The organism is Streptomyces sp. NPDC107454 (genome assembly GCF_055582885.1).
Window position 1 is genome coordinate 53,326 of the sequence record NZ_JBVJPA010000020.1, and the last position, 16,412, is coordinate 69,737.

At 71.3% G+C, this 16,412-nt stretch carries 14 protein-coding genes; 9 read left to right on the forward strand and 5 right to left on the reverse strand.

Annotated elements, in window-relative coordinates; genetic code table 11:
- Nucleotides 1-9: 9 nt before the first annotated feature.
- Nucleotides 10-1,506, reverse strand: coding sequence for an IucA/IucC family protein (locus ACZ69M_RS40590; RefSeq protein ID WP_470058020.1), 1,497 nt, complete (start codon nucleotides 1,504-1,506; stop codon nucleotides 10-12).
- Nucleotides 1,507-1,592: 86 nt separating this feature from the next.
- Between ACZ69M_RS40590 and ACZ69M_RS40595 the strand changes: the two genes are divergently transcribed.
- The 5 genes from ACZ69M_RS40595 (at nucleotide 1,593) to ACZ69M_RS40615 (ending at nucleotide 8,625) form a co-directional block, all read left to right on the forward strand.
- Nucleotides 1,593-3,143: an IucA/IucC family protein gene (locus tag ACZ69M_RS40595; protein WP_470058022.1), complete on the forward strand. Its 1,551-nt coding sequence runs from the start codon at nucleotides 1,593-1,595 to the stop codon at nucleotides 3,141-3,143.
- Between the two features lie 225 nt (nucleotides 3,144-3,368).
- Nucleotides 3,369-5,129 (forward strand): serine/threonine-protein kinase, encoded by a 1,761-nt coding sequence (locus ACZ69M_RS40600; protein WP_470058024.1) that lies wholly within the window; start codon nucleotides 3,369-3,371, stop codon nucleotides 5,127-5,129.
- Nucleotides 5,130-5,408: 279 nt separating this feature from the next.
- The gene (locus tag ACZ69M_RS40605) at nucleotides 5,409-7,340 is read left to right on the forward strand and encodes an FHA domain-containing protein (RefSeq protein WP_470058026.1); all 1,932 of its coding nucleotides are present in this window, start codon (nucleotides 5,409-5,411) and stop codon (nucleotides 7,338-7,340) included.
- Nucleotides 7,341-7,438: 98 nt separating this feature from the next.
- Nucleotides 7,439-8,353 carry a HipA family kinase gene (locus ACZ69M_RS40610; protein WP_470058028.1) on the forward strand — a complete coding sequence of 305 codons (915 nt, stop codon included), beginning with the start codon at nucleotides 7,439-7,441 and terminating at the stop codon, nucleotides 8,351-8,353.
- Nucleotides 8,350-8,625 (forward strand): Rdx family protein, encoded by a 276-nt coding sequence (locus tag ACZ69M_RS40615; protein WP_054237070.1) that lies wholly within the window; start codon nucleotides 8,350-8,352, stop codon nucleotides 8,623-8,625. The genes ACZ69M_RS40610 and ACZ69M_RS40615 overlap by 4 nt, the downstream gene beginning before the upstream one ends.
- 13 nt (nucleotides 8,626-8,638) lie before the next feature.
- Here the strand turns inward: ACZ69M_RS40615 and aceB are convergent, their stop codons facing one another.
- On the reverse strand, nucleotides 8,639-10,273 hold the full coding sequence (aceB, locus tag ACZ69M_RS40620) for a malate synthase A (RefSeq protein WP_470058030.1): 1,635 nt from the start codon (nucleotides 10,271-10,273) through the stop codon (nucleotides 8,639-8,641).
- A gap of 187 nt (nucleotides 10,274-10,460) precedes the next feature.
- On the reverse strand, nucleotides 10,461-11,060 hold the full coding sequence (locus tag ACZ69M_RS40625) for a nucleotidyltransferase family protein (protein ID WP_470058032.1): 600 nt from the start codon (nucleotides 11,058-11,060) through the stop codon (nucleotides 10,461-10,463).
- 208 nt (nucleotides 11,061-11,268) lie between these two features.
- Between ACZ69M_RS40625 and ACZ69M_RS40630 the strand changes: the two genes are divergently transcribed.
- Nucleotides 11,269-11,586, forward strand: coding sequence for a DUF5955 family protein (locus ACZ69M_RS40630; RefSeq protein ID WP_054237073.1), 318 nt, complete (start codon nucleotides 11,269-11,271; stop codon nucleotides 11,584-11,586).
- Nucleotides 11,587-11,639: 53 nt separating this feature from the next.
- Here the strand turns inward: ACZ69M_RS40630 and yczR are convergent, their stop codons facing one another.
- On the reverse strand, nucleotides 11,640-13,115 hold the full coding sequence (yczR, locus tag ACZ69M_RS40635; RefSeq protein ID WP_470058034.1) for a MocR-like transcription factor YczR: 1,476 nt from the start codon (nucleotides 13,113-13,115) through the stop codon (nucleotides 11,640-11,642).
- Nucleotides 13,116-13,221: 106 nt separating this feature from the next.
- Between yczR and ACZ69M_RS40640 the strand changes: the two genes are divergently transcribed.
- The gene (locus tag ACZ69M_RS40640) at nucleotides 13,222-13,446 is read left to right on the forward strand and encodes a hypothetical protein (protein WP_470058036.1); all 225 of its coding nucleotides are present in this window, start codon (nucleotides 13,222-13,224) and stop codon (nucleotides 13,444-13,446) included.
- Complete coding sequence (locus tag ACZ69M_RS40645) at nucleotides 13,446-13,946, forward strand: universal stress protein (protein ID WP_470058038.1); 501 nt, start codon at nucleotides 13,446-13,448, stop codon at nucleotides 13,944-13,946. Before ACZ69M_RS40640 ends, ACZ69M_RS40645 begins: the two co-directional genes overlap by 1 nt.
- A 16-nt stretch (nucleotides 13,947-13,962) precedes the next feature.
- Here ACZ69M_RS40645 and ACZ69M_RS40650 read toward each other — a convergent pair whose 3' ends face one another.
- Nucleotides 13,963-14,766, reverse strand: a complete 804-nt coding sequence (locus ACZ69M_RS40650) for an IclR family transcriptional regulator (protein WP_470058039.1) — start codon at nucleotides 14,764-14,766, stop codon at nucleotides 13,963-13,965.
- 299 nt (nucleotides 14,767-15,065) lie between these two features.
- Between ACZ69M_RS40650 and allB the strand changes: the two genes are divergently transcribed.
- Nucleotides 15,066-16,397 (forward strand): allantoinase AllB, encoded by a 1,332-nt coding sequence (allB, locus tag ACZ69M_RS40655; RefSeq protein ID WP_470058209.1) that lies wholly within the window; start codon nucleotides 15,066-15,068, stop codon nucleotides 16,395-16,397.
- The last annotated feature ends 15 nt before the right edge of the window (nucleotides 16,398-16,412 follow it).

Sequence of the window (16,412 nt, forward strand, 5' to 3'; positions counted from 1 at the left end):
ATCTACGAACTATTGGGTGGCGAACGGGTTGGGAAGCCCCGCCCAGATGTCCCCCGGAGTCTCCGGAGACAGCCGCATCAGGCTCAACGCCTTGGTCGGCAGCGGCTCGTCGAGCAGGACCGCCAGGTCCGGGGTGTGCGGCAGATCCCGTACGACGGTCTCCAGGGCCTCCCGCAGTACGGCCGACGAACCGGCCGTCGCCCCCAGTGCCCCGCCGATCAGCGAGCCGAACATCTTGCGGCGCAGGGTGGTCACGTCGTCCGTGACGATCCGTCCGGAGAGTGCCGGGGCCGGGATGCCGTGCCGGGCCAGCCGGGCCGGGCTCACGCGGATGTCGGCCAGATCGCGGTAGACGAGCCGGACCGGGGCGCCGGTGGCGGACAGGACGACCAGGAGGTTCTGGCCGTGCGCCTCCAGGGCCACCCCCAGGTCGAGCAGCCGCAGACAGACGGTCAGCGCGAGGCGGGTGAAGTCGGCCAGCCAGGCGGCCGACCGGGGCAGCTCGGTGGTGGCGAGGGCGGCCACGGGCAGGACGCGCTCGCCCGGGTGCGCGTACACGTCCGGGGACTCGCGCAGCACCGCCGCAAGGTCGGGGGAGTGGGCCGTGACGGCGCCCAGGGTGCGGGTGACGTGCAGCAGGCCGTCCGTACGGGCCGCCATGTCCTCCGCGAACGCGGACACCGTCGCCGACGTCTCGATCGAGTAGACCGAGATGTCCCGCACGGAGGAGGTCAGCCGGGCGCTCAGCGCGGTCTTGACGTGCGGTCCGTCGGGCAGGGCGAGGGTGCGCAGCGACATCAACGGGTGCGCGGGCATGGCCTCCTGGGGCGCGGTGCGCAGGACGTGCGCCAGCTGCCAGGGGTGGACGGGGATCAGGAAACGGTCCTCGTCCCGCAGCCACTTGGGCCACTCACCCCGGACCAGACAGTCGTCCACGCCGACCAGGCCGAGTTCCACCACCGGCCGGTGCTCCGGCCCGTAGGCGAGCTGCTCGGCCACCGAGAACCCGGGCCGGGAACGGCAGTTGGGGTGGTACGGATGCCCGTCGACCACCCGCTGCTCCCACTCCCAGCTGGTCAGGGGCTCATGATCGGCAGCGGGCTGGTGCGCGCGCGACAGGGCCAACGAGGCCACACTGTCGTCGAGTTCGACGGCGAAGGCGGTCGCGTGCGGTACGCCGAGGGCCGTCATGAGCCGCGCCGGACGCTCGTACACCGTGTTGTCCAGCCGGACCCCGGTGACGTACGAGGTGGTCGCGTACGGATCCGGGCGCGGGCCGTGCAGCCGGCGGCCGTCGGTGAGGTGGAGCGTGAGTCCGTCGCCCCCCGGTTCGCGGCGCGCGATCCACGGCATCGGCTCATACGCCAGCGCACGCCACAGACGGCTCAGCACGGCCGCCCGGGCGCCGGGGAGCCCGGCCGCGTACGGCGCCGACAGGGCGGGGCGTACGGCGCTCAGCTCGTCGGCGAGCGCTGCCTCGGCGTCGGGCGTGGGGGGACGGTGCACGGTCGGGCTCCTTGGGTACGGGGACTGCGCGTCGCGGTCGCCCGCGCCGACAGACATACTGATCACCAGTGCACCGTATGGAATGAATGGATCGCGTGGACTCCATGCCCCCCAGGTACCTCAGGGACGACATCGACGAGGCCGCCGACGAGTACGCCGCCGCGCCGCTGCTCAATTGTCTGCTGCGGGAGGTGGGGGAGCCCGCCGAGGGCTCCGGTGTGTTCCGGCTCCGCTCCAGCGGCCGGCTGCTGCGGGTGCGGGGGACGCGCAGGCCCCAGGCGCCCGAGGTGTACGCCGACGGGGCCTGGCACTGGCTCACCCACGCCGAACTGGTCAAACTCACCGCCGAGGAACTGCGCGGAACCACCGGTCTGTCCAACCCCGAGCTGCCCGCCGAGATGATCGACAGCCGGGACACGGTGGCCGCGCTGCTCGCCGCCCGCCTGCACGCGACGCCGCCCGCGGACCCGTACATCCGCTCCGAGCAGTCCCTGATCACCGGGCACCCGTACCACCCGGCGCCCAAGGCCAGGGGCGGCGGCCCCGTAGCCGGTTGGCTGCCCTACGCGCCCGAGGCGTACGCCCGCTTCCCGCTGGAGCTGCTCGGCGTGCGCGAGGACGCGGTCGTCGAGGAGGGCGACACCTCGGCGCTGGACGACTTCGGACCGTCCCCGGAGGGCTACCGGCTGCTTCCGGCCCACCCCTGGCAGCTCGACCTGGTCGGAGCCCGCCCGGAGATCCGGGCCGCCTTCGCGGACGGCCGGCTGATCCGCCTGGGCCGCACCGCGCGCCCGCTGTGGCCGACGGCCGCCATCCGCACGCTCTACGCCCCCGAGGACGACGTCTTCGTCAAGTTCAGCCTCGACGTGCGCATCACCAACGACATCCGCCGGCTGTGGCGCCACGACCTGCTGAAACTGCGCCGCACGGACAAGGCGACAGCCGCCGCGTTCGCGACGACGACCACGACCACGACCACGGGGACAAGCACGGGCAAGGGCGCCGCCTGGCTCAGCGACCGCGGCTACCGCACCGCCGACTTCGCCTTCGAAGAACTCGCCGTCCTCGTCCGCGACGGGCTGCGCGAGCACATCGTCCCCGGCGCGACCCCGCTCCTCGCCGCCGCCCTTGTCGAAGGCTTCGAGGGCAGCCCCCTCGACGGTCTCGCCGACCCGTCCGCCTGGTGGACGGCGTATCTGCGCCAGGTCGTCCCCCCGGCCCTGGAGGCGTTCGCGCGGTACGGAGTCGTCCTGGAGGCGCATCTGCAGAACACGGTGGTCGCCGTGGACGCCGACGGCATCCCTGTGCAGGCGCTGTTCCGGGACGCGGAGGGCGTGAAGCTGCTCACGGACGTGGACCGGGCCGCCGGATGGGAGCGCCTTGTCTACTGCCTGATCGTCAACAACGTGTCAGAACTCGCCGCCCTGCTCGCGGAGGACCACCCGGGCTGGGACCCGTGGCCCGCCGTACGGACCGAGCTGGCCCACCACGGCCTGCCCGGGATCGCGCACGAGATCACGGAGTTGCTCGCCGCCCCGACACTCCCCGGCAAGACGAACCTGCTGCTTCGCTGGACGGGCGCGGACGGCGCGGACGCCCGCTACCTCCCACTGCCGAACCCGCTGGCCCGCGCCTAGTACCGGGTTCTTGTGACCCGGGCGGTGCCCCGCACACGTCGGCTCCCGCATCCGGTGAACGACGGTACGATCACCGTCGGATTAGTCCGTTGGGTCGCCGCGGGTTCCTCCGCTGTGGGGTCACTCCGTCCGTGCCCTGCTTTCCGGGCAGACCAAGTGCATGGTCCACGTGCGATGTCCGCGCTCCGACGAGCGGCTCGGGCAGGGAAAGGGAGAATCGCTCCGATGGCCAATGAGGACGCCGTGTCCCAAGAGTCGGGCAGCGAACGTGTGATCGCCGGCCGCTACAGTCTGCTGTCGCCCCTCGGCGCGGGCGGCATGGGCACCGTGTGGCGGGCCTACGACAAGGTGCTGCACCGCGAGGTTGCCATCAAGGAGGTGCGGGCGCCTGCCGGACTGGCGGCGTCCGACATCGAGCGGATGTACACACGGCTGGAGCGTGAGGCGTGGGCCGCGGCCCGGGTGGCGCATCCGAACGTGGTGACCGTCTACGACGTGGCCATGGAGGAGGGCCGCCCGTGGATCGTCATGGAGTTGGTCCGCGGTCAGTCGCTGGCCGACATGCTCAAGGCCGAGGGCCGGCTCTCCCCGCAGCGGGCCGCGTCCATCGGCCTCGAGGTGCTCGCCGCGCTCCACGCCGCCCACGAGACGGGCGTGCTGCACCGCGATGTGAAACCGGCCAACGTGCTGATGGCCAAGGACGGCCGGGTGGTGCTCACCGATTTCGGCATCGCCATGATCGAGGGCGACTCCGCGCTCACCATGACCGGTGAAGTCGTCGGATCACCCGAGTTCCTGGCTCCGGAGCGGGCGTTGGGCCGGCGGTACGGGCCCGCGTCGGACCTGTGGTCGCTCGGCGTGCTGCTGTACGCGGCCGTCGAGGCGCGCTCCCCCTTCCGCCAGAACACCCCGCTCAGCACCCTGCGGGCCATCGTGGACGCGGAGTTGCCGCAAGTCCGCCGGGCCGGCGCTCTCACCCCGGTCATCGAGGGGCTGCTGCGCAAGGATCCGGACGAACGCCTCACCGCCGTGCAGGCGGAACGGGACCTGCGGCTCGTCGGCCAGGGCGGCATTTCCGCCACGGGAATCGCGCAGCCGTCCTCCGACTCCCCGACCGTATCGACGCAGTCCACGACAGGAACGTCTCCCGTGGATCCCGGGGAACAGCCCACGGTCACGCAATCCTTGGCGCAGCCCACGGTCGCTGATCCCCTGGCACAGGCGACGGTCGCGGATCCTTCGGCGCAGGCGGCGGACACGGATCCCGTGACGCAGCCCACGGTCGCTGATCCCCTGGCACAGGCGGCGCTCGCGGATCCTTCGGCGCAGCCCACGGTCACGCATCCCCTGGCGCGGGCGGCGGACGCGGATCGTGGGGCACAGCCCGCGGTCGCGGACCCCGCGGTGCCGGATCCGCGCGCCGCCGGAACACCCGCCCCCACCGTGGCCCCGGTTGACGCGCGGCGCAGCCGGCGCAGCGTCGCGCTCGTCGCCGCGGGTGTGTCCCTGTGCGTGCTGGCGCTGGCCGGGGTGGGCTATGCGCTCATGAACGACGGAAACGGCAGCGGAGATCGGCAGAACGCCGGCAACGCCACCGCCGCGGGCACACAGGGCGACAGCCAAGGCACCTCCGGCACGCTGGGGGTGCGGGTGACGGTGGCGGGTTCGCACACGACGTACGCGGGACAGTGCCCGCCACCGAGCGAGCAGGCACCCACCTTTACGGCGACGTTCACGGTGGACCGGCTCCCGGCCCAGTTCTCCTACCGGTGGGTGTCCAAGGACGGCTCGGTGACCGATCCGCACTGGAGGACGCTGGTGTTCTCGGACGACGGAGGGCTCAGCAAGCAGGACACGGTGAGTCTGACCACGTGGGCGGAAGCCGGAAAGCTCGAGAGCGAGATCGGCGTGGAGCTCAAGGCACCCTTGAACGGCAAGTCCAACACGGTGCCTCTGTCGCTGACTTGCGAGGCCGGAACGGGCTGAGGCACGCCGTCCGGGCACCGGCCGACGGCTCGGACCGCGTTGCCGAGCGTCGCAACGGGCCGCCGCGGAAAGGCTTTCACCGCTCATCGCGGCATGCCGAGTGCGTGGATCGGGGTGTCCGGATCGCGGCCCCGCGACGAGGTGCGGAACGAATTTGTCGCAAGAATCGAACTGAACCAGGTCACGTTCACGTTTGAGTGAAGGCTCCGGTCTCGTGTCGGGTCAGCCCCGTCACGCGGTCTCTCTTTCGCTGTTGGATGTCGTTCATAAGGAGTATCAGTGCCATCGGTCATCCTGGGGCAAACGGGCCCCTTCACTGGTCAAAGCGTGGTCCTGAGCGCTGCTCCACTGACGTTCGGTCGCAAGAGCGACAACGACGTCGTGATCGTCAGCGCCAACGCCTCCCGTCTGCACGCCGAAATCCTCGAGGAGGACGCCGGCTTCGTGCTCCACGACCGCAACAGCCGGAACGGCACCTTCGTCAACGACCAGCGCATCACACGGCATGCACTGCGCTCAGGCGACCGCATCCGAATCGGTGAGGAGACCTTCCTCTTCGAGTCGGAGGACGCCATCGAGACAATGATGGATCTCTCCCACCTCGACACACCCCGGGTGAGCGCCTCCGCGGACCCCGGCGTGCTCAGGGTGACCATCACCGGCGGAGGCCCGGTGGGCCTCGCCTTCGCGCTGACGCTGGAGAACATGCTGCGCGGGCGGGTCTCGATCACGGTCTACGAAGGGCGGTGGACCAAGAACGGCTCCACCGTCGTCTGGAAGGACGAGACTCAGGGAAACGTCCGTCGCCAGCAGGTCGTGACCGTCCAGAGCCGGCAGTACCTCGCTCTGCCCGAGGACATCCAGTCGGCGCTGTTCGGCGACGTGGGCGACTATTCGGAAATGTGGCCCGTAGGGCCGGACTCCGTGGACGGCCTGCCTCCCCGCAACATCCGGATCGCGTACATCGAGGACCGCCTGCTGGAGCTGGCGAACAAGAGCGCCGCGATCCGGCTGGTGCCGGAGCGCTTCGACCCGTCGGAGCATCAGGGCCGGCTCTCGCAGGAACACGTCCTGGCGATCTGCGAAGGCGGACGATCCCGCACGCGGGAGCACTACGCCGACCGCTTCGGCGCGGCCGACGCCTCGATCTACTCCCTGGACGGCGACCACTTGCAGGACGTGGTGCTGGGGCTGCGGGTGAAGTCCCCGCTCTCGGACCAGATGAGCGTCCTGCTGACCGTGTCGCAGAACAGGTTTCTTCTCAACTCGCTGCGCGGCGAGGGCTTCTTGAACATGCGGCTCACCCGCGAGGAGGCCCGCAACGTGATCGGCATCGACCCGGTCCGTCAGGTCTTCGAGGAGTGCATCGCCGCTCGCCCCTGTGTCATGAGCCGCGAAGAGGACCACGAGTTCCGCTGTCCCACGCACGGAACCCTCTTCCTGCCCGCCCTGCTGCGCAGTTCGCCCTTGTGGAGGCGGATCCGGGAGGGACTGAAGCTGTTCGGCGTCCCGGAGAACGACCTCACCGCGATCACGTCGTTCCGACTGGACATGGTGCAGCGCCCGCGGTTCACGGCGCAGCTGAGCCGCCCGACCGCGACGGCCCCCGGCACGTACGGCCTCCTGCTGGGCGACGCGGCCAACGCCATCCACTTCTGGCCGGGTCGCGGTCTCAACAGCGGTCTCGCCTCCGCCACTTCGCTCGCGCGCTCCCTCAGCCGCACATGGCAGGGCAAGCCGCTGCGCGACGCCGACTTCATCCGGCACGAGGCGGCCATGTCCATGCTCCAGTACCGGCACAAGAGCCGGGCCTGGAACGCCATGGTCACCACCGACGAACAGGGCGTCACCCGCGCTATCAAGGACATCATCGCCCGCAGCATGGAACCGGAACCCGGCGACGGCTCCGCACCCGAGCACGCGTCCCTCGACGCCCTGCTGGAGCGCATGAGCGCGATACGCGAGCGCCTCGCGACCCGTCTGCCCGGTATGCCCACGGACGAGGAACTGCGCGACCACCTCCTGACGCTGGACCCGGCCACGCTGCGCACGCTCCAGGAAAGCGGCGCGTGGGACACGCTGATCGTCGGCGGCGAGGAGGCCGACATCGACCTCTTCTACCAATCCGACTCCCCCGTCTACGTCCCTCGCCCCACCGACCCGCGCGTCGGCCCGCCGGCCCGCACGCCCCAGGAGTCGCCCAGGGCATGATCATGATGGAGGCAAGGGGTGCACGTCGATTACCTTGGTTGCATATGTCTGAGGTTGGTCATGGATTGTAAGGTCAAGAAAATGTACGGCCTGAGAAAATGCTGAACGAGGTCACTGCGACCCGCTATATCGCACCCCTGCGGTCCGGCGGTTCCGTGCCCGGAGTCGTCGAGGCCGACGACCTGGGCACCTACGTCGTGAAGTTCACGGGCTCCGCGCAGGGCCGCAAGGCGCTGGTCGCCGAGGTGATCGTCGGTGAACTGGCGCGCACCCTCGGGCTGCGCTTCCCCGAGCTGGTCCTCGTCCACTTCGATCCGGCCGTCGCCGAGCACGAGCCGCACCAGGAGGTCCAGGACCTGCTGCGCGTCAGCGCGGGGATCAACCTCGGCATGGACTATCTGCCGGGCGCGAAGGACTTCACCCCGGAGATGGCCGGGACGTTCCCCGTGGACCCGCTGGAGGCGGGCAAGGTGATCTGGCTGGACGCCCTCACGGTCAACGTGGACCGCACGGTGCACAGCTCGAACCTGATGGTCTGGCCGACGTTCGGCATCGCGCCCCCGCGGCTGTGGCTGATCGACCACGGCGCCGCCCTCGTCTTCCACCACCGCTGGGACGCCTCGGCCCCGGAGAAGGCGTACGACTTCCGCAGCCACGCTCTCGGAGGCTACGCCCCGGACACCCGCGCCGCCGACGCGGAACTGGCGCCCAAGGTGACGGAGGAGCTGCTGCGCGAGGTCACCGCCGCGGTGCCGGACGCCTGGCTCGCGGAAGAGCCGGGTTTCGCGACCCCGGACGAGGCGCGGGAGGCGTACGTCCGCTATCTCCTCGCCCGTGTGAAGGCCTCGGCGGACTGGCTCCCCACGGACTTCCCGAGCCGTGAACAGCTCGCCGCCGAGGACGCGGACCGCGCGACGAAAACCCAGCAGGGCCGCCCGAACTGGCTCAAGCGGGTCCCCGACCTGCACGGCAAACCGGCGGCGGAACAGGATTGGTCGGTGCACCTCGGATGACAGACGTCCAGCGCGTCCAGATCGAATACTGCACCCAGTGCCGCTGGCTGCCCCGCGCGGCCTGGCTGGCCCAGGAGCTGCTCACCACCTTCGAGACGGAACTCACCGAGCTGTCGCTGAAGCCCGGCACCGGCGGCGTGTTCGTCGTCCGCGTGAACGACGAGGTGGTCTGGGACCGGCGCGAGCAGGGCTTCCCGGAACCGACGGCAGTGAAGAAGCTCGTACGCGACCGAGTGGCCCCGGGAAGGTCCCTGGGCCACTCGGACAAGTGAGCCGCCCGGGAGGTCAGCCCCTGAGCTGCTCGTACGCCGGCAGCGTCAGGAAGTCGGCGTAGTTCTCGTCGAGCGCGACCTCCAGGAGCAGGTCGTGGGCCTGCTGCCAGTGGCCGGCCGCGAAGGCCTCCTCGCCGATCTCGGCGCGGATGTTCGCCAGCTCCTCGGCGGCGACCTCGCGGGCCAGCTCCGGGGTGGCCTTCACGGTGTGCCCCGCGTGCTCGAACTCGACGCCCGCGTTGATCCACTGCCAGATCTGCGAGCGGGAGATCTCGGCGGTGGCCGCGTCCTCCATGAGGTTGAAGATGGCGACCGCGCCGAGCCCGCGCAGCCAGGCCTCGATGTAACGGATGCCGACCTGGACGGCGTTGACCAGACCGTCGTACGTCGGCCTGGCGTCGAGGGAGTCGACGGCGATCAGGTCCCCGGCGGCGACCGACACGTCCTCGCGCAGCCGGTCCTTCTGGTTCGGCTTCTCGCCGAGGACGGCGTCGAAGGAGGCCATCGCGATCGGGACCAGGTCCGGGTGGGCCACCCACGAGCCGTCGAAACCGTCGCCCGCCTCGCGGTCCTTGTCGGCCTTGACCTTCTCGAAGGCGACCTTGTTGACCTCTTCGTCGCGCCGGGAGGGGATGAACGCCGCCATGCCGCCGATCGCGTGCGCGCCGCGCTTGTGACAGGTGCGGACCAGGAGTTCGGTGTAGGCGCGCATGAACGGGGCCGTCATCGTCACCGCGTTGCGGTCCGGCAGCACGAACTTCTGGCCGCCGTCACGGAAGTTCTTGACGATGGAGAAGAGGTAGTCCCAGCGACCCGCGTTCAACCCGGAGGCGTGGTCGCGGAGTTCGTGGAGGATCTCCTCCATCTCGTACGCCGCCGTGATCGTCTCGATCAGGACGGTCGCGCGGACGGTGCCCTGCGGGATGCCGACGTAGTCCTGCGCGAAGACGAACACGTCGTTCCAGAGGCGGGCCTCCAGGTGCGACTCCGTCTTCGGGAGGTAGAAGTACGGGCCCTTGCCGAGGTCGAGCAGGCGCTGCGCGTTGTGGAAGAAGTACAGGCCGAAGTCGACGAGCGCGCCGGGGACGGGGGTGCCGTCCGCGTCGACGAGGTGACGCTCGTTCAGGTGCCAGCCGCGGGGCCGCATGACGACCGTCGCGAGCTCGTCGTTCGCCTTCAGGGCGTACGACTTCCCGGACTTCGGGTCCGTGAAATCGATGCTGCGGGTGTACGCGTCGATCAGGTTGAGCTGACCGGTGACCACGTTCTCCCAGGTGGGCGCCGAGGCGTCCTCGAAGTCCGCGAGCCAGACCTTCGCGCCCGAGTTGAGGGCGTTGATGGTCATCTTGCGGTCGGTGGGGCCGGTGATCTCGACACGGCGGTCGTTCAGGGCGGCCGGAGCGGGGGCGACCTTCCAGGAGTCGTCCGCGCGGATGGCGGCGGTCTCGGGGAGGAAGTCGAGCGTGGAGGTGCGGGCGATCTCGGCGCGGCGCTCCCCGCGGCGGGCGAGGAGCTCGTCACGCCGGGGCGTGAACAACCGGTGCAGCTCGGCCACGAAGGCGAGGGCCGCGTCGGTGAGGACCTCTTCCTGCCGGGGCAGGGGCTCGGCGTCGACGATGGCCAGCGGGGACGGCGCTGGTGCGGACATGAGCTGTCACTTCCTTCAGCGAGCGTGGCACCGGGTGCCAGACGACCCGGGTAGGGCGATCAGCGCCCGGAGAGCTGCCCGGCGCTTCTGAACAGTGGATATTAGTTTCCTCATGGTGGAAGTTCAATGGTTTGTTGATATCGAGATTCTCCAGGCCGAGGCACCGTGGCGCTCAGTGCCACGCCGTTCACTCAAGGTGTCCCAGGTCGTCCTCCGTGTCGATGTCGTACGGCTGTGCCACGTCACCGCACTCGACGAGGGTGATCGCGGCCTCGTGTTCCTTCAGATAGGCGCGTGCCCCCCGGTCACCCGTGGCACTCGCCGCGACACCGGCCCAGTGGGCGGCGCCGAAGAGGACGGGATGGCCGCGCGCGCCGTCGTACGCCGCGGAAACCAGCGAGGTGTCGTCCTGGTAGGCGGCGAGCACCCGGGCGACCGCCCGCGGCCCGATGCCGGGCTGGTCGACCAGCGAGACCAGTGCCGCCCGCGCGCCCGTGCCGGCCAGCGAGCCGAGTCCGGCCCGTAGCGACGAACCCATGCCGTGCTCCCACTCCGGGTTGTCCACGAGCACACACCCGTCGAGCCGCGCCCGCTCCCGTACGGCGCCGGCCCGCGCCCCCAGCACCACGTGGACGCGCGTGCATCCGGCCGCGCGCAACACCCCCACCGCGTGCTCCACGAGGGGGCGCCCCCGGTGTTCGAGCAGCGCCTTGGGCCGCCCGCCGAGCCGTCGCCCCCCGCCCGCCGCGAGGAGCAGCCCGACCACCTGGTCTTCTGTGTGCGTCATACGCCGTCTTCCCTGTGCGTCATACCTCCTGCATACCTGACCCGGCGCCGGGGGCGCGGGTTCACGGGGCTGAATTTCGGTCCGCGCGGTGGCGCCACCGCATCGGGTGGCGTTTACTGGCCCGCGTCCCCCGGCGCCCGACCATCGCCATGGGGTGTGGGGCAGAGCGGCGAGGGCGTGCGCACAAGGACGTGCGAGGGGGCGAGCTGTGTTGCGGAGCTTGGGACAGAGGCCAGTGACCGGCAGCGACGAGGATCCGAGGGTGGCGGAACTGCGGACCGCCGTCTCCCGGCTGCGCCGTGAACTCGCCACGCATCCGGCCGAGTTCCCCGACCGGGGCATTGCCGAGGACGAGCTCGCCGCGCTGGCGGCGATGGCCCTCAGCGGCATGCCCGAGATACCCCGGCTGCGCCGCTCCCTGCTGCTGATCGCGGGCGCGATCGGCTCGGTCAGCGCGCTGTCGACCGGCCTCGCGGGCGTACGCAGTGCGGTGGAGCTGTTCGGGGAACCGCCCCGGCGCCCTTGAGGGGGCGGGGCGGGGGTTCTTCTCCGGCTCCAGGTGCGTTTGCGGAGTACCGCTCACGCCACCCAGTGCGGGCGGCCCGCCTCCGCTCCGGCCGCGGCGAGCCCGCCGTCGAGGGCGGTCGTGAGCCGGCGTACGGCCTCGTCGAGCACGTCGGACGGCAGGGTGTAGGGGAAACGCAGCCGGTGCTCATGAGTGCCCGGGTCGGCGCCGAAGCGGGAACCGCCCTCGATGCGCAGACCTTGGGACAGGGCCGCGCGGGCCAGCGCCGAGGCGATCGGGCGGCCCAGGTCGATCCACAGCGTCAGTCCGCCGGGCGGCAACTGCCAGCGCCAGTCGGGGAGATGGCGGGCCAGTGAGTCGGCGAGCGCGTCCCGCTGGGCGCGCAGCCGCGGCAGCCGCTCGCGCAGCACCTCGTCCGTGCGCTCCAGCAGTCCGAGCGCGACCAGCTGGTCCAGGACCGAACCGCCCATGTCCGTGGGCACCCGCGCGGTCGCCAGCTCCGTGATGAGCCGGGATCCCGCCCGCACCCAGCCGAGACGCAGCCCGCCCCAGTGCGTCTTGCTCAACGACCCCACCGTCACGACCTGTTCGCTCATTCCGCGTGGTGCGAGCGAGGCGAACGGCGCGGCCCCGGGCACGTCCAGCGCGATGTCCGTCATCGTCTCGTCGATCACCAGCCAGGTGCCGGTCGCGCGCGCCGACTCCAGTACCGCCAGGCGCTGTTCGAGGGGCATCAGATGACCCGTCGGATTGTGGAAGTCGGGGATCAGATACGCGAGCCGGGGCGCCGCCTGCCGCAGCGCGCTGTCGATCAGCCCCGGGTCCCAGCCTTCCGCGGTGACGGGCACGGGAGTGGTACGCAGTCCGACGCGGCGCATCGCGTCGAGCGCGTTCGGATACGAGGGGTTCTCGACCAGGATCCGGTCACCGGGCCGCCCGAGCAGCCCGAGTGTCAGCGAGAGGGCCTGCTGCGCGCCGTTCGTGATGAGGATCTGGTCCGGCAGTGTCGAAAGCCCGCGCTGGGTGAACCGCTCGGCGACGGCGGCCCTCAACTCCGGGATTCCGTAGGGGTGATAGCCGGGTGTCGAGGCCCGCCGGGCGAGCAGGACGCCCGCCTCCGCGAAGGCCGCGGCGAGCTCCGCCTCGGGCGCGCCGGGGGCCGCGATGGCCAGGTCGATCACCCCGTCGTCGGCCGGGAAGGAGGCCACATTGGCCGGGCGGTGGCCGGCGGGCAGCTCCGTCCACGTCCCCGCGCCCCGCCGGCTCCGCGCGAACCCGTCCTCCCGCAGCAGGTCGTACGCCGCCGTCACCGTGGCCCTGCTGACCGTGAGCGCGGAGGCCAGCTCGCGCTCGGCCGGCAGCCGGACGTGCAGCGCGATCCGGCCGTCGAGGAGCAGCCTGCGTACCCCGTCGGCCAGCGCGCGATACCCCGGGCGGCCGTCGGCATGGAGCACGGAGGACAGCAGCGCGGCGAGCTGCCGGCTTCCCAGCGTCCTGTCCATTCCGTGGACCACCGGTCCGTTCACCATGCCAACTCCCTTGCATTGGCCCTGTGGGGCAGGCCAATCAGCCTACAGACTTCGGGGACCAGGGGAAATCGTCCCACCGCATTGGCCTGGGAAGGGGAGCGGAGCGATGCCGATCGACGCCGGACATGTCTGCGAGAAGGGGAGCGTCAGCGCCAGGGGAAGCGATCACTGCCTCACCGATCGTGGGGAGCGGGAGATGCAGCGGCGCCAGGAGGAGCGGATGCCGGGGGTGCCGGTGCGCGAGTGGCTGCGCGGGCTGGTCACGGGGCGCCTCGCCGCCCGTGCCGCTGGGGGGCTCGGGCTGCCGCGGCCACGCCGAGGCGAGTCCTGATGGCCGCCGCCGGACAGGTCGTCGTCGGCGTCAGCGGCTCACTCGCCAGCCTCGCCGCGCTGCGGGTCGCCGCCCGCGCCGCCCGCGACAGCGGCGGCGTGCTCGTGGCCGTACTCGCGTGGGAGCCGCCAGAGGGCGAGGCCCTCCACGTCCGCAACCCCGACAGCGCCTGGGCCGCCCGCTGCGCCCGCGATGCCGCCGCGCGGCTCGACCGCGCCTTCGAGGAGGCCTTCGGCGGTACGCCGCCCGAGGTCACCGTCGTCCGCAGGGTGGTCCGGGCCCGTCCCGACCGGGCCCTGTGCCGGCTGGCCGCGCACCCGGGCGACCTCCTGGTCCTCGGCGCCCGCACGGGGGCTCGCAGGGCCGTGGTCCGCCGCCGGGTACTGGCCCACGCCCGCTGCCCGGTCCTGACGGTGCCCGCCCCGGCCTTCGCACGGCGCGAACGCCGTGCCCTGCGCCGGGCCATGGCGCGGGACTTCGCCGACTTCGCCGCCGGGTGAACCGGAGGCGCTCCGGTCAGGCCCCCGGGCCCGAGCTCGCCAGCGCCTCCGACAGCTCCACCGCGACCTGCTGGAGCACGGGCACGATCTTCTCCGTGGCCGCGTCCGTGACCCGGCCCGCGGGACCGGAGATCGAGATGGCGGCGGCCGTGGGGGAGTCGGGGACCGAGACGGCGAGGCAGCGCACGCCGATCTCCTGCTCGTTGTCGTCCACCGCGTAACCGAGCCGGCGCACCTCCTCCAGCGCGGAGAGGAAGCCGTCCGGGGTGGTGATCGTCTTCTCCGTCGCGGCGGGCATGCCGGTACGGGCGAGCAGCGCGCGCACCTCGTCCGCCGGGGTGTTCGCGAGCAGCGCCTTGCCCACGCCGGTGGAGTGCGGCAGCACCCGGCGCCCCACCTCGGTGAACATGCGCATCGAGTGCTTGGAGGGCACCTGGGCCACGTACACGATCTCGTCCCCGTCGAGCAGCGCCATGTTCGCGGTCTCGCCGGTCTCCTCGACCAGACGGGCGAGATAGGGGCGCGCCCAGGTGCCGAGCAGCCGGGAGGCGGACTCGCCCAGGCGGATCAGGCGGGGGCCGAGCGCGTAGCGGCGGTTCGGCTGCTGGCGTACGTAACCGCAGGCCACGAGGGTGCGCATGAGGCGGTGGATGGTGGGCAGCGGCAGCCCGCTGCTCACGGAGAGCTCGCTCAGGCCGACCTCCCCGCCGGCGTCGGCCATGCGCTCGAGCAGGTCGAAGGCGCGCTCGAGGGACTGGACACCACCGCTGGGGGCGGATGACTTGGCGGCGTCGGTGGTGCTGGCGCTGGACGCAGACACGGCGCGGTCCTTTCACGGCTGACAGGCAGTGATGCAGCCTACCCGGCTGTTGGTTGACTCCCTGGGGGGTGTGTAGCTAAGTTCTGTTCTGCGGAATTATATTTCCGTTCTGTGGAAATATCCAGAGGGGCGCGCTCGGGGGCAGGGTGGAGGGGTGAGCCCTTGACGACGCGAGGGCTTGAGTGAAGACTCCTTCAACAGAACGTTGAATTCCGTTACGTGGAAGTTAACTGCGGCAGCGGGAGTCGACAGCGGCAGAGAGAGGGGTCCGGGTGTCCGACGTCGGATGGGTCGAACTGATGCTGCGCTCGACGCGCGTCATCACTCCCGAAGGAACGCGCGCCGCCACGGTCGCGGTCGCCGCGGGCAAGATCACGGCCGTGCTCGCCCACGACGCCGAGGTGCCGTCCGGCGCCCGCGTGGAGGACTTCGGCGACGACGTCCTGCTGCCGGGCCTGGTCGACACCCACGTGCACGTCAACGACCCCGGCCGCACGGAGTGGGAGGGCTTCTGGACCGCGACGCGCGCCGCCGCGGCCGGCGGCATCACCACCCTGGTCGACATGCCGCTCAACTCCCTCCCGCCGACGACCACGGTCGAGCATCTCCGTACGAAGCGGGACGTCGCCCGCTCCAAGGCGCACATCGACGTCGGCTTCTGGGGTGGTGCCCTTCCCGACAACGTCAAGCACCTGCGTCCGCTGCACGACGCGGGAGTCTTCGGCTTCAAGGCCTTCCTGTCGCCGTCAGGCGTGGACGAGTTCCCCGAGCTGGACCAGGAACAACTGGCCCGGTCCCTGGCCGAGATCGCCGCGTTCGACGGCCTGCTCATCGTGCACGCGGAGGACCCGCACCACCTCGCCGCCGCCCCTCGGATGGGCGGCCGGAAGGCCACCAAGTACGCGGACTTCCTGGCCTCGCGCCCGCGCGACGCCGAGGACACCGCCATCGGCAACCTCATCGCGCAGGCTGAACGCCTCCACGCGCGTGTGCACGTGCTGCACCTGTCGTCCTCCGGCGCGCTGCCCCTGATCGCCGAAGCCAAGCGTGCGGGCGTGCGGATCACGGTGGAGACCTGCCCCCACTACCTGACCCTGACGGCGGAGGAAGTCCCGGACGGGGCGAGCGAGTTCAAGTGCTGCCCGCCCATCCGTGAGGCCGCCAACCAGGACCTGCTGTGGCAGGCGCTGGCCGACGGCACGATCGACTGCGTCGTCACCGACCACTCGCCGTCCACGGCCGACCTGAAGACGGACGACTTCGCGACCGCCTGGGGCGGCATCTCCGGGCTCCAGCTGAGCCTGTCGGCGGTCTGGACGGAGGCACGGGGGCGCGGTCACAGCCTGGAGGACGTGGTCCGCTGGATGTCCACGCGCACCGCTCAACTGGTCGGCCTCGGCTCCCGCAAGGGCGCCATCGCGGTCGGCCATGACGCCGACTTCGCCGTCCTCGCCCCCGACGAGACCTTCACCGTGGATCCCGCCGCGCTGCAGCACCGCAACCGGGTCACGGCCTACGCCGGCCGAACGCTCAGCGGGGTCGTGAAGTCCACCTGGCTGCGCGGCGAGCGCATCGTGGCCGACGGCGAGTTCGGCGCCCCCGGCGGTGAACTCCTGACGCGCACCCCGTAGTCCTCGAACTCACTC